Below are 12816 nucleotides of genomic sequence, written 5' to 3' on the forward strand. Positions count from 1 at the left end.
GATTGCCCCGAGAAAACACCTTGACTAACGCTTGCTCAATAAAGGCCTCGGAATATTTCGATTTCATCATTACTTCTGCCTATAAAAATTGATTTTTATAGGCGACAACTAGTCTGACACAGGGGGCAAACCAGAGAAAGCGACGCAGCATTCCTGCGCCGGCTGGGCAAGAAATACGATGCGGCAGCGACTGTGAAAAATGACACCCTGCTGTTTATGCCGGCGGGCCGCAGCAAGACGGCATCAGGCCGCGACTTGCCGATGATCCGTATCACGCGCAACCTGGGCGACCGGCATCGATACCATAGCGCCGAGCGCGATAGCTACAGCGGCGTGCGCGTGTTCTGGCATGATGACCGGCATGGCATGCGCCGCAGCGTGGTGGCGGGATTGCCAGGCAATAGCAAGCGGCTGCGCACGACATACGCTAGTGAGGCGGACGCCCGCGCCGCTGCCGTTGCAGAGTGGCAGCGCATCCAGCGCGGCGCCGCCACCTTGGAATTGTCGCTGGCCATTGGCGATCCGGCGCTGATGCCGCAATCGCCTGTGGCGGTCGTAGGATTCAAAACAGATATCGATAATCAGGACTGGCTAACAGCCAAGGTCAGGCACAGCATCAGCGACGCCGGTTTTACCAGCGGCATCGAGCTGGAGACGCGCACCGAGGAAGCGGAAGTGGAGCGCGAGGATGAGGTCGATCCTGATCCCGGCATTACCGGCGTGATCGCTAAATGGCGCGACAAGGTTAGCAAGAAGCAAGGGGAACAGCTTGCAGGATCTCGAAGCCATCCAAAAACACTACCGCATATTTATACAAGTAAGCAATCGGCTGTGCGCTCAGCAAAACTTGAGTGGGTAAAGATTCAGGAACGGCGGGAAATAATCGCGGAAAACGCCAGCGGGGCGTGATTTTCTGATCAGCAACCTGTATCATCCCGCTCCCGGTTTCTATACCGGTCTTCCCCTTGCGACGCGACTTCTTCTTACGCTTTTTCTTATCAGCTACGGCCTTGTTTGAAATTGTCAGGAGGGACAGACGCGGCCTGAATTTATAGACCGTCCTTTTTTTTACGCTCGATCTTAACCTTCGCGTTACCTGAAATATTAGTACTCTTCTTTCCAGAATTTATCTGAGCGTTCTTCCCAGTTATGGGGTGAGCGAGTTGCGCTTGTTTTTCGCGTATAGCACTTGGGGAGGGCGTTCCAAGTGTTTCGACCATGCCGAGTACACCAGCTTTACCACGAATATCGAGGCCACGATAACCAGTCAACAATTCTTCTTCATCCAATGTCATTGCAATGGACGAACGTTTCCCGGTAAGTATGTATTGGACATCAACGCCAGCGACAGCAACAAGAGCAAGAAATTCTGCATTAGGCACTTGCTTTCCTCTCTCCCAATCTACTTGCGTTCTATTCGATGCACCACCGATAGCTGCAAACTCGATCTGGTTATAACCAAGCCGTTCACGTTCTGCTCTCAACCGAGAACCAATTAATTCACGCATTTTTCAACCTATTTTTAATTTACATACGCCATTTATTGCGCTATATTTACGTCATTCTTTGATGATGTTTCCAAATGATACCTTATGGCACCAGACACAATACTCCCACGCGATCCCAAAAAAACCAATGCCAAGCGCTTGCTGGTACGGCTAGTCCCCCAAGAGGTGCAAAAATTCGAGAGATTTGCCATCAATGATGGACGTTCAATGTCAGCATTCATGCGTCGCATGTGCATTCTTGGCTTGGAGCACCACGAGCGTGATCACCCGTTAGAACAGTAGCGCCACGTCTTAATCTTAGTCGACCGAAAGCCACAATGAGAGTTATCAGCATTCCTTGTCCACATTGCCATCATCGCGTGCGCGCCGCCAAGAGCCGCACCATGTCGGACATGATGAAAGAGATCACCTACATGTGCCAGAACCCGGAATGCGGGCACGTTTTCGTCGCCAGTTTGGAGGTGCTGCGCACTTTGTCGATGTCGGCAATGCCGAATCCTGATGTACGTATTCACGTATCGCAGCATGTTCGCAATGCCTGCGCTAACCAGTTGGCGCTAATACTGTGAGTCGTCAATGATTGCTATACCCCACATCCTAGCGCCGCCATAGCGCTGCTCTAGCCCGCTTTACTCCCATTAGTTATCGACCTGCAACGTCTGTTTTCAGACGTGCGGGATTCGCTCACCCTGAAGAAAGGTCAATCATGTCAGTAGAAACTGTTTTCACCCAGTTGAAAACCATTACGGTCAAGCCAGTACAAGCACGTCACCACGACGGCATTGGAATATTTTCGGTACAGCGAATCCTCTTCCAATTTGAGGACGGCAGCACGCACCAATGGGTACTGCATCTCGAAACTGGTCTGCACTCCCTCACCGTAGGCGAATTGGTCACTAATGCACAGGTGACCGTATGAAAAAATTCCTGTTCGATTTCTCCGTAATCACCCTCGGCTGTCTCCTGATGATGGCCGGTCCCTTGTTGCAAGCCATTGGCGTCATCGGGGGATAAGCCATGACATTCCACTTCCCACAAGCACACCAAGACATCGCGCACGTACATCTGGAGCACGCCTACATCATGCTGGCCGGCGACAAGGAAAGCGTGCGCGCTGGCCGCTGGAACTGTATCCCGCCACGGGATCGCAAGATGTTGGCGCATATGGCCGGCATCGGTAGCAATAAGGGTGACGTCCCTCTGCAATCACTGAACGCCCTGGAGCGCGGCAAGCTGCATTGCGAAGCCAGTCGGCTAATCAAGCAACTGCAAAACGTGCTGCGCTGTGCGCAAGGTGGTGAACTACCTTGCCAGTTTCCCGCAGCCAGTCACGAATCGGACGGTATCGCCGCATGAGCTACCGCTTCTACTCCACCGATGCCATCACCAGTCTGCCGAAGCGCATGGGCCGCGCCCTGCGCGATCTGTTTGCCCGCGATGGCATGAACAAGCACGAACACAAGATCGATGTCATCGACGAAATCTGGTCGGCAGATCATTACTTGCTGCCGCTCGATGCTCCTGATGAAGCACTCTATCGTGCTGCCGACAGCGCCGCCCGCGAGTGTTATCAGTTCTGTGCCGACTTGCAATCCCTGGATGCGATCTTGTCCGCAATTCACAATCTTTGTTCGCGCTTGACTGTGGCGCCGCCGGCAGGCGAGGAAGAAAACGAAATCATTCGCCGGGCCTTGGACAAAGCCTGGTGGTTGCGTGGCATCCGCAAAGCGCATGCGCGCCGCTGCGAACATATGGCGATCCGCCTGGGGTTCACCAGCTTCAAGACCGGCCCCTATGTCAGCAACGAAACAGCGTATCGCCAGCAGCGCCGCAACAAGCAGAACGCCAAACTACTGGCCTCCATCGAGCTGCAAAACGAAAACGGCCAGGTCTACAGCCTGGACGCCTTAGCTGCGCTCGGGATCGCCAACAAGTCCAATCGGCGCGGCGAACTGATGACGCGCATACGTGGCTTCGAAGAAATCGCTTTCGACCTAGGCCATGTCGGTCTGTTTGCGACCATCACGGCGCCAAGCAAATATCACGCTGTACTGAGCAAGAGCGGCGAATCGAACCCGCGATATATCGAGTTTGGCGAACCCACGCCACGCGATGCCCAGCTGTATCTGTGCGACGTATGGAAGCGCATCCGCTCCAAGCTGCACCGCGACGGTATCCACGCTTACGGCTTCCGCATTGCCGAACCACATCACGATGGCTGCCCACACTGGCACATGCTGATGTTTGTGCCGCCTGAACACCAGGAGCGCTACGAGGCGATCATCACAGCTTACGCATTGATCGAGGACGGCGACGAACGCGGCGCCGACAAGAACCGGGTCAAGCTAGTCCGCATCGAAGCCGGCAAAGGGACTGCCGCTGGTTACATCGCTAAATATATCGCCAAGAACATCGACGGCGAACATGTTGGCGATCACCACATGCGGGAAGACGGCCGCACCTACATTGTGACCGACGACCTGGCCGGTGACGAAATGCTGACGCCTAGTCAACGCGTGTGCTATTGGGCGCAGACCTGGGGTATTCGGCAATTTCAGCAGGTCGGCGGAGCGCCTATCGGCCCCTGGCGTGAACTGCGACGCGTCAAGAGCGAAAGCATCATCAACGCACCAGAAGCGGTTAAATCGGCCTGGCAGGCTGCCCAGACCATCAAAACAAAGGAAACCAATATCGTTGACGGCAAGCGCGTCGAAACCGTCAAGACGATCAAGCAAGCCTCCTACAGCGATTACCTGCGTGCGCAAGGCGGCCCCTTGGTCGGACGCAAGGGGCTGGTTAAGATCGCCACGCGTAGCACCATAGTCGAAGGCAAGTACGCGACCTATGAGACAGAGAAGCCATGTGGCATTTATCACGCATGGAATCCCCGTGCAGTGTACGAATCGGTCCGCTATCAATGGACGGTCGTCGGCGCCGCCAAGGCTGTGGTCTTTGACCTACCTTGGACTGGTGTAAATAACTGTACGCAAAAAACCAAACAGAAAATTTCTACTTCGGTTTTAACGCCGGAAGAAATAGCAGCAACAGCAGTTCGGCTTGCTGCTTTCATCGAAAAAAATCCGCAGCCGGCATATCAGCCCACCGACTGGTCGGCGATTGATAAAAAATCGAAAAACCTGGAACGGGAAACCGACAAATTTGCCACCGCGATGAATGCGCGGTGTGAAGAGACGCGCCGGCAGGAAGTGGCCGCGTATGAAAAAAACGACATGGCGGCACGCAAGCGCCTGGTCACTACCTGGGCAGCGCTCGGCGCCTGCCCATATCCACGAATTTTTATTACTGAAAGTGACCTATGAAATTGTTGATGCACGTATGTCTAAACTCGCTGCTGGCCTTTGCCATGGCCGGTGTTGTCGAGACCATTCAGCCCGCATTTAATCGCTTCAACGCCCCCTATCGGGTCGTGCTGGCCTTTCTCGCCGGCCTAGTCATTATGTTTTGCCTGCTAACCGGCTTGATCCTGGGGGCCTTCCATGAATAAGGCCACTCAATCTATCACCGTGAAAGTGCGCGACCGCGTGACATTCGACTCCGACGAAGGCATCCAAGCCGGCTACGTCAATGGTCTCCGCCGCGACCTAGGCAATGGCGAACTGCACGCCTGGGTTGAGCTGGAACATCATTTGCCCGGCTGCTTTCGCGCCGTGCCAGTCTCGGACATTCTGACTTCTGACCAGGTCGGACCGCCGTCAACCTGCTACATCGGGTTCGATTGGGCAACCTGCACCGCTTACCGCAACATCACGCTCTCCATCCATACCCCAATAACTACCAAAGAACTAGAAGAAGTATGAGCGCCATTTTTGAAATGCCCATCAGCAGCGAAATGCTTGCACCAGAAGAAATTGCGCAGATCACTGGCAGTTCCCGCAAAGGCGATCAGATCGTATGGTTGTCTGGCAATGGCTGGACTTACCATAAAAACAAGGCTGGGGAAGCTATCGTCGGCAGACTCTATGCACGTCTAAAATTAGCTGGCATTAATCCCGCAGCCTTGGCTACGACTGGCGGATGGGTCCCTGATTTTTCTAGCATCCGATAAATTGGAGTAATCTACAAAATGCGTCCAAAATCTACAGCCAGAGATCTTCCCCCACGAATGCTGCGGCGGACAAAGCGCCTTGTCAGTGGCAAGGTCTGGGAAAGTTTCTACTATAACGGTCGTGACGGCAACGGCAAACGTATCGAAATACCACTAGGTGCTGATTTGAACGAGGCTAAGCGCAAGTGGGCCGAACTGGAATGCAAACCTGCACCAGTCGAAACGGGGATTTTGCGAGTGATCTTTGATCGTTATGAACGCGACACCATTCCAGAAAAAGCACCAGGAACGCAAATTGAGAATAGGCAATGTCTTGGACAACTACGCAAAGTTTTTGACACGGCACCGATTAACGCGATCACCCCGCAACACATAGCGCAGTATAGGGATAGTCGGAAATCAAAAGCTAAAGGAGCTGAGGCTGGGACTCCAGCAACGTCTCGCGCCAATCGGGAAATTCAATTGTTTTCGCATATTTGGAATATGGCACGTGAATGGGGTTACACGGAAAAGGAGAATCCTTGCAGAGGCGTGAGGAAAAACAAGGAAACACCACGTGATTTTTATGCCGACGACGCTATATGGTCAGCAGTCTATGCGGAGGCAGCAGAAGAATTGAAAGATGCAATGGACATCGCCTATCTTACGGGACAGCGCCCAGCAGACGTACTAAAGATGATGGAAACAGATCTCAGAGACGGGGCGTTAGAGGTAAAGCAGAACAAAACAAAGAAACGCTTGCGCATCATTCTAGACGATGAAAATGGCGTCCGATCAGAACTGGGATTGGTGCTAGATCGCATTCGCGCCAGACCTCGTAAAATTCGCAGCCTATACCTAGTAGCCACTCCGTCAGGAATGCCCCTCAACAATCACAAGTTACGTAGGCGATTTGAAGCAGCCCGAAGTGCAGCAGTCAACGAGTTAATGAAAGAGTCAGAAAAGGATTCGACGAAAGCTGAACTAGCAGCGCGGGTCCGTCAATTCCAATTTCGTGATATTCGCCCAAAGGCCGCTAGTGAAATTAAAGATGTGTTAGCAGCAAGCAAACTTTTAGGACACACGCAACAAGAAATTACCAAGAAAATCTATGTTCGCGTCGGGGAAAACGTCAAACCGACAAGGTGATTTTAGCGAATATTCAGTCTCCGCAACTCAACAACACCCCCACGCCCGTACTGACTCTACAAAGGGCATATTTAGATGGGTTGCGGAGATGTTATTACCATAACACACTGAATTTACACATTTTTTAATAAGTATTATATCCTATCGGGTTTTCTGGAAACGTTACTTTTCGTTACTAAATAACACTATCTTTTTGGCGCATATTATTTTTAGTAGCTCGCTGTAAACCAAACCGCGCTTTAGCGCGTTACAAGTTGTTGCAGGGTGTTGAAATCGGCACACGCAATCGTTCCGATATCCACTTCTGGCCATTTTGGCCAACGCCTTTAGCCTCATTGCTGACTCATGAAAAACATTGAAATTCTCCGTATCATGTCCCTTCGCGGACCAAATATATGGACGTACAGATCAACCCTAGAGGCGTGGATCGACATTGGCGAGCTGGAGGATTTCCCTTCCAATACCCTGCCCGGCTTCAACCAGCGCCTGACCGGCTGGCTGCCATCCCTGATTGAACACCGTTGCAGCTACGGCGAGCGCGGTGGTTTTGTACAACGGCTGCAAGATGGCACCTGGCCCGGCCACATTCTCGAACACGTCACCCTGGAACTGCAAAACCTGGCCGGCATGCCCGGCGGTTTCGGCAAAGCCCGCAGCACCTCGGTACGCGGCGTCTATAAGGTAGCCGTGCGTGCGCGCCACGAAGAAGTCACCCGCGCCGCGCTGCACGCCGCGCGCGACCTGGTCATGGCGGCGATTGAAGACAAACCGTTCGATGTTCCCGCCGCCATCGCCACCTTGCGCGCAATGGTCGATTCGCGTTGCCTGGGGCCGAGCACCGCCTGCATCGTCGAAGCCGCGGACGAACGCAAGATTCCCTCATTCCGCCTGACCGACGGCAATCTGGTGCAGCTCGGCCACGGCATTCGCCAGCGCCGCATCTGGACTGCCGAAACCGATCAGACCAGCGCTATCGCCGAAAGCATCTCCAGCGACAAAGACCTGACCAAGACCCTGCTGCAAGCTTGCGGCGTGCCGGTGCCGGAAGGCCAGGTAGTGGAAAGCGCGGAAGAAGCCTGGGAAGCGGCCGAAGACATCGGCTTGCCGGTGGTCGTCAAACCGACCGACGCCAATCATGGACGCGGTGTGTTTACCGACCTCAACACGCGCGCCGAAATCGAAACAGCCTATGCGTTGGCGCAACTGGAAGGCAGCAGCGTCCTTGTCGAACGTTTCATTCGCGGCAACGAGCACAGGTTGCTGATCGTCGGTGGCCGCTTGGCCGCAGCAGCGCGCGGCGAGCCTCTTTCTGTCACAGGCGATGGCAGTTCGACCGTTTTGCAGCTGATCGCCAGCCAGATCAATTCAGACCCGCGCCGTGGCGAACTCGAAGAGTGTCCGCTCGGCCTGGTGTTGCTGGACCAGGATCCCGTCATCCGCCAGGAACTTGAACGGCAAGGCTATAACGGCAACGGCGACTCGATTCCGGCTGCCGGAAAACAAGTATTAATTCAACGTAACGGCAATGTCTCCATCGACGTTACCGATCTGGTGCACCCAAGCGTTGCCGCAGCAGCTTCCCTGGCGGCACGCGTGGTGGGCCTGGATATTGCCGGCGTCGACCTGGTGGCGGAAGATATTTCCCGCCCTCTTGAAGAACAGCGCGGCGCCATCGTCGAAGTCAACGCCGGTCCCGGCTTGCTGATGCACTTGAAACCCGCAGAAGGCCGACCGCGTCCGGTTGGCCGCGCCATCATCGAACATCTGTTCGCCGCCGGCGACAATGGCCGCATTCCGATTGTCGGCGTTTCCGGCACCCACGGCAAAACCACCGTCTCGCGCCTGATCGCCTGGCAATTGCACCTGAGCGGCAACCACGTCGGCCTGGCTTGCGGCGATGGCCTGTATTTCGCCCAGCGCCAGGTTGAAAAAGGCGACTGCGCCAATTGGGAATCGGCGCAACGGGTGCTGATCAACCGCGCCGTGCAAGCCGCGGTATTTGAAAACAGCCACGATACGATCCTGTCGGAAGGTCTGGTTTACGATCGCTGCCAGGTCGGCGTGGTGACCAACATTGCCGCCAACGACAGCTTGCCGCAGTACTACATCGGCGACGCCGAGGAAATGGTGAAAGTCACTCGCACCCAGGTTGATGTGGTGTTGCCGACCGGCGTTGCAGTGCTGAACGCCGCCGACAAGCTGGTGGCTGAGATGGCCTCGCTGTGCGACGGCGAAGTGATTTTTTTCGGCATCAATCCTGCCCTGCCGGTGATTGCCGAGCAGCTTGAGAAAAACCAGCGCGCAGTGTTCATCCGCAACGACCAGATCATGCTCGCCGTCGGCAAGAACGAAATGCTGCTGGCGGACATCACCACCGTGCCGCTGATCGCGCGCAGCAAAGACAGCTTCCAGATAGAAAACGTGCTGGCGGCGATTGCCGCAGCGTGGGCGCTGGACATCTCTCACGATTTGATGCGTGCAGGGATCGAGACTTTCGAGTTGGCGTAGTTCTGAACTTTCTGCACCGTACTTTCTGTAAATAATTAGACAATTAGGAAATCCTGTCAATGGACGTATCACGTATCCGAGTACTTCGCGGCCCCAATCTGTGGAGTCGACATACCGCTGTTGAAGCCATTGTGACATGCGCGGAAGCCGAGCGCGCCATTGCCGGCATCGCCGGTTTCGAGGCCAGGCTGCGTGAGCGTTTTCCACAGATCGGCTTCTTGCAGGCGACCGGCAAGAACGACGTAGTATCGATGGCGCACGCCTTGGAAATCGCCGCGCTCGGGTTGCAATCGGAAGCCGGTTGCCCGGTCACCTTCAGCCGCACCGTGCCGACGCTGGAAGCCGGCGTCTATCAGGTCATCGTCGAATACAGCGAAGAAGAAGTCGGTCAGCTGGCGTTTGAACTGGCGCGCCAGTTATGCCTGGCGGCGCTGGCAGACCAGCCTTTCGATCTGACAGGCGCGCTGGCGCGGTTGCAGGAACTGGATGAAGATATCCGCCTCGGACCAAGCACCGGCTCCATTGTCCATGCGGCGGTAACGCGCGGCATCCCGTTCCGCCGGCTAACCGGCGGCAGCATGGTGCAGTTCGGCTGGGGCAGCCGCCAGCGCCGTATCCAGGCTGCGGAAACCAACCACACCAGCGCGATTGCCGAATCCATCGCACAAGATAAAGACCTGACCAAAAAGCTGCTGAACGCCGCCGGCGTGCCGGTGCCGATAGGCCGCGTGGTCTCCACCGCGGAAGAAGCCTGGGCTGCGGCCCAGGAAATCGCCAGTCCGGTGGTGCTCAAGCCGCGCGATGGCAACCAAGGCAAAGGCGTTGCAGTCAACATCACTGCGCGCGAACAAGTCATGGCCGCCTTCGCGGTGGCCGCCGAGATTTGCTCGGAAGTGATCGTCGAGCGTTACCTGCCCGGTCATGATTTCCGCTTGCTGGTGGTTGGCAACCATCTGGTGGCCGCCGCCCGCCGCGATCCGCCACAAGTCATCGGTGACGGCGTGCGCACCATCAGCCAGCTAGTGGACCAGGTCAACAGCGATCCGCTGCGCGGCGAAGGCCATGCGACTTCGCTGACAAAAATCCGCTTCGATGCGATTGCTCTGGCAACGCTGGCCAAACAGAATTACGCAGCCGATTCGATTCCGCAGCAAGGCGTACGCGTGGTATTGCGCAACAACGCCAACCTGAGCACCGGCGGCACCGCCACCGATGTCACCGAAGACGTGCATCCGGAACTGGCGGCGCGCGCAGTGGCCGCGGCGCAAATGGTCGGCCTCGATATCTGCGGCGTCGATGTGGTCTGCAACAATGTCCACCAGCCGCTGGAAGAGCAGGAAGGCGGCGTGGTCGAAGTCAACGCCGCGCCCGGCCTGCGCATGCATATCAGCCCTTCCTATGGCAAGGGCCGTCCGGTCGGCGCAGCCATCATGGCCACCATGTTTGCCGATGGCGACAACGGCCGCATTCCGCTGGTGGCTGTCGCCGGCACCAACGGCAAAACCACCACCGTGCGCCTGATCGCCCACCTGCTAGCCCGCAAAGGCCTGCGCGTCGGCATGACCAATTCCGACGGCGTCTACATCGAAAAACAACGCATCGACACCGGCGACTGCAGTGGTCCGCGCAGCGCCCGCAATGTCCTGATGCATCCTGATGTTGACGCAGCCGTATTTGAAACCGCGCGCGGCGGCATCTTGCGCGAAGGTTTGGGCTTCGACCGCTGCGACGTCGCCGTGGTCACCAATATCGGCATGGGCGACCATCTCGGCCTGAGCTATATCAGCACGGTGGAAGACTTGAGTGTTGTCAAGAGAGTCATCGTCGAAAACGTTGCTCCTGGCGGCCATGCCGTCTTGAACGCGGCCGATCCGATGGTCGCCAGCATGGCCAAGTCCTGTCCCGGCTCGGTCACCTTTTTCGCGCACGATTTCCATCACCCCCTGATGACCACGCATCGCGCCCAAGGCCATCGCGTGGTGTACCAGGACGGCAACGCCATCGTCGCCGCCAAGGGCAAGCAAGAACATCGGCTGCTGCTGCAGGAAATTCCGCTCACCCGCAACGGCACGATCGGCTTCCAGATTGAAAATACCATGGCTGCCATCGCTGCGGCCTGGGCCTTGAATCTGGATTGGGATGTGATACGCGCCGGCCTCGCCAGCTTTATCAACGACGCCGCCACCGCACCCGGCCGTTTCAACGTCTTCGACTATCGCGGCGCGACCCTGATCGCCGATTACGGCCACAACCCGGACGCGATCCAGGCGCTGGTCAAGGCGATCGACAGCATCCCCGCCAAGCGCCGCTCAGTGGTCATCAGCGGCGCCGGCGACCGCCGTGATATCGATATTCGTCACCAGACCGAGATTCTCGGCGATGCTTTCGATGAAGTAATTTTGTATCAAGACCAGTGCCAGCGCGGCCGCGCCGATGGCGAAGTGCTGGGCTTGCTGCGCGAAGGTTTGAAAAACGCCCGCCGCACCACCGCGACCGAAGAAATCAATGGCGAATTTGTCGCCATCGATACCGCGCTGTCGCACTTGTCGCCGGGGGATCTTTGCCTGATCCTGGTGGATCAGGTGGAAGAGGCGCTGGAGCATATCGCCAAGCGTATTGCTGAAGTGTGATGGAAATTTAATCGGGGGAGCTGCCGCACCACAGCCCCCCCCCTTCCATCAGATTTGGCTACTGGGCTAAATCAGGTAAATAATTTACCGCCAGCTCCCTGCATCGCAGTCGCAAGCTTGCCGTCGAACGTAGCTAACGTGGCCCCCATGCGAAGCGCCAACTCCAGATAAGTGGCGTCATAGGCAGTGAGGCTATATTGTCGCGCCAGCGCCATCACTTGCTCCTGACGAGAGGCCGGCAGCACGTCGTCCACTGCGATCGGCAGGCGACTCAGGCGCATCAGGTAGTCGATGGTTTGTGCTTCCGTGATGATCTTGCGCCGCTCGCCAACCAGCAGCGCATTGGCAATTTCAGTATGCCAAAGCGACGGCACCATCATCGCCACCTCGATGCTTGCTTGTAATGCTCGGTCTGCGCAAGCTGCTTCAGCCGGTTTTTCGCGCGCGTATATCCAAGCCAGGGCCATGGAGGCATCGATGATCAACGTCATCGACGACCCTCGGCAACCATTTCGCCGATGTCTGCAGCGGTAAGACCTTCAACTTTATTGAACGCACGCATAGCGGCGACGGCGGCATGCACATCATGCTGCACACTGGTTTCACTGGGGACAAGATCTGCTACGGGTTTGCCCCTGACGGTAATTGTGTAGCGTTGTCCAAGCCCGACGGCGCGCAAGAGTTCAGACAATTTGGCTTTGGCGTCGAAAGCGCCGATTTCTTGAAACATGACAGCCTCCAATAAACTAGTTCATGAACCAGTTTATACGAAGATTATGTAAAAACCAAACTGCCTCATCGAGTAATTCATGCAAATACGCAACTTTTTATAATCAAAAACAAAATTTGACCTGATTAGTTACCTATCTCAGATGCCATATTTTTTAGCACAAAACTATCTGCCGAGTCATTCCCGCGAACGCGGGAATCCATGTTGAATCAAGTACTTAAGTTGGATCCCCGCGTTCGCGGGGAT

The 12816-nt window shown here is 55.9% G+C and carries 13 protein-coding genes and 1 pseudogene; 11 read left to right on the forward strand and 3 right to left on the reverse strand.

Features of this window, described 5'->3' with window-relative positions; genetic code table 11:
* Nucleotides 1-138: 138 nt before the first annotated feature.
* A pseudogene (locus ABI171_RS14110) lies at nucleotides 139-909 on the forward strand (contractile injection system protein, VgrG/Pvc8 family); the annotation flags it as partial.
* Nucleotides 910-1049: 140 nt separating this feature from the next.
* On the opposite strand, the gene ABI171_RS14115 reads toward ABI171_RS14110, so the two are convergent.
* Nucleotides 1050-1508: a helix-turn-helix transcriptional regulator gene (locus ABI171_RS14115; RefSeq protein ID WP_348093198.1), complete on the reverse strand. Its 459-nt coding sequence runs from the start codon at nucleotides 1506-1508 to the stop codon at nucleotides 1050-1052.
* A gap of 317 nt (nucleotides 1509-1825) precedes the next feature.
* On the opposite strand from ABI171_RS14115, the gene ABI171_RS14120 reads away from it, so the two are divergent.
* From ABI171_RS14120 to cphA (ABI171_RS14165), 10 genes are all read left to right on the forward strand, one after another.
* On the forward strand, nucleotides 1826-2077 hold the full coding sequence (locus ABI171_RS14120) for an ogr/Delta-like zinc finger family protein (protein WP_348093199.1): 252 nt from the start codon (nucleotides 1826-1828) through the stop codon (nucleotides 2075-2077).
* Between the two features lie 137 nt (nucleotides 2078-2214).
* Nucleotides 2215-2427: a hypothetical protein gene (locus tag ABI171_RS14125; protein ID WP_348091795.1), complete on the forward strand. Its 213-nt coding sequence runs from the start codon at nucleotides 2215-2217 to the stop codon at nucleotides 2425-2427.
* 98 nt (nucleotides 2428-2525) lie between these two features.
* On the forward strand, nucleotides 2526-2864 hold the full coding sequence (locus ABI171_RS14130; protein ID WP_348093200.1) for a hypothetical protein: 339 nt from the start codon (nucleotides 2526-2528) through the stop codon (nucleotides 2862-2864).
* Nucleotides 2861-4828: a replication endonuclease gene (locus ABI171_RS14135; RefSeq protein ID WP_348093201.1), complete on the forward strand. Its 1968-nt coding sequence runs from the start codon at nucleotides 2861-2863 to the stop codon at nucleotides 4826-4828. Before ABI171_RS14130 ends, ABI171_RS14135 begins: the two co-directional genes overlap by 4 nt.
* On the forward strand, nucleotides 4825-5013 hold the full coding sequence (locus ABI171_RS14140; protein ID WP_348093202.1) for a hypothetical protein: 189 nt from the start codon (nucleotides 4825-4827) through the stop codon (nucleotides 5011-5013). Before ABI171_RS14135 ends, ABI171_RS14140 begins: the two co-directional genes overlap by 4 nt.
* Nucleotides 5006-5326 (forward strand): hypothetical protein, encoded by a 321-nt coding sequence (locus ABI171_RS14145; protein WP_348093203.1) that lies wholly within the window; start codon nucleotides 5006-5008, stop codon nucleotides 5324-5326. Before ABI171_RS14140 ends, ABI171_RS14145 begins: the two co-directional genes overlap by 8 nt.
* Nucleotides 5323-5574, forward strand: a complete 252-nt coding sequence (locus tag ABI171_RS14150; protein ID WP_348093204.1) for a DUF4224 domain-containing protein — start codon at nucleotides 5323-5325, stop codon at nucleotides 5572-5574. The genes ABI171_RS14145 and ABI171_RS14150 overlap by 4 nt, the downstream gene beginning before the upstream one ends.
* A gap of 18 nt (nucleotides 5575-5592) precedes the next feature.
* A complete protein-coding gene (locus ABI171_RS14155; RefSeq protein WP_348093205.1) occupies nucleotides 5593-6702 on the forward strand; it encodes an integrase in 1110 nt (369 codons plus the stop codon).
* A 345-nt stretch (nucleotides 6703-7047) separates the two neighbouring features.
* On the forward strand, nucleotides 7048-9210 hold the full coding sequence (gene cphA / locus ABI171_RS14160; RefSeq protein ID WP_348093206.1) for a cyanophycin synthetase: 2163 nt from the start codon (nucleotides 7048-7050) through the stop codon (nucleotides 9208-9210).
* Nucleotides 9211-9269: 59 nt separating this feature from the next.
* Entirely contained in the window at nucleotides 9270-11840 is a 2571-nt protein-coding gene (gene cphA / locus ABI171_RS14165) for a cyanophycin synthetase (protein WP_348093207.1), read from the forward strand.
* 71 nt (nucleotides 11841-11911) lie between these two features.
* On the opposite strand, the gene ABI171_RS14170 is transcribed toward cphA (ABI171_RS14165), so the two are convergent.
* Nucleotides 11912-12331 carry a type II toxin-antitoxin system VapC family toxin gene (locus ABI171_RS14170; RefSeq protein ID WP_348093208.1) on the reverse strand — a complete coding sequence of 140 codons (420 nt, stop codon included), beginning with the start codon at nucleotides 12329-12331 and terminating at the stop codon, nucleotides 11912-11914.
* A complete protein-coding gene (locus ABI171_RS14175) occupies nucleotides 12328-12570 on the reverse strand; it encodes a type II toxin-antitoxin system prevent-host-death family antitoxin (RefSeq protein WP_348093209.1) in 243 nt (80 codons plus the stop codon). Before ABI171_RS14175 ends, ABI171_RS14170 begins: the two co-directional genes overlap by 4 nt.
* Nucleotides 12571-12816 lie beyond the last annotated feature (246 nt).

The organism is Collimonas sp. (genome assembly GCF_039923675.1).
GTDB lineage: Bacteria > Pseudomonadota > Gammaproteobacteria > Burkholderiales > Burkholderiaceae_D > Collimonas.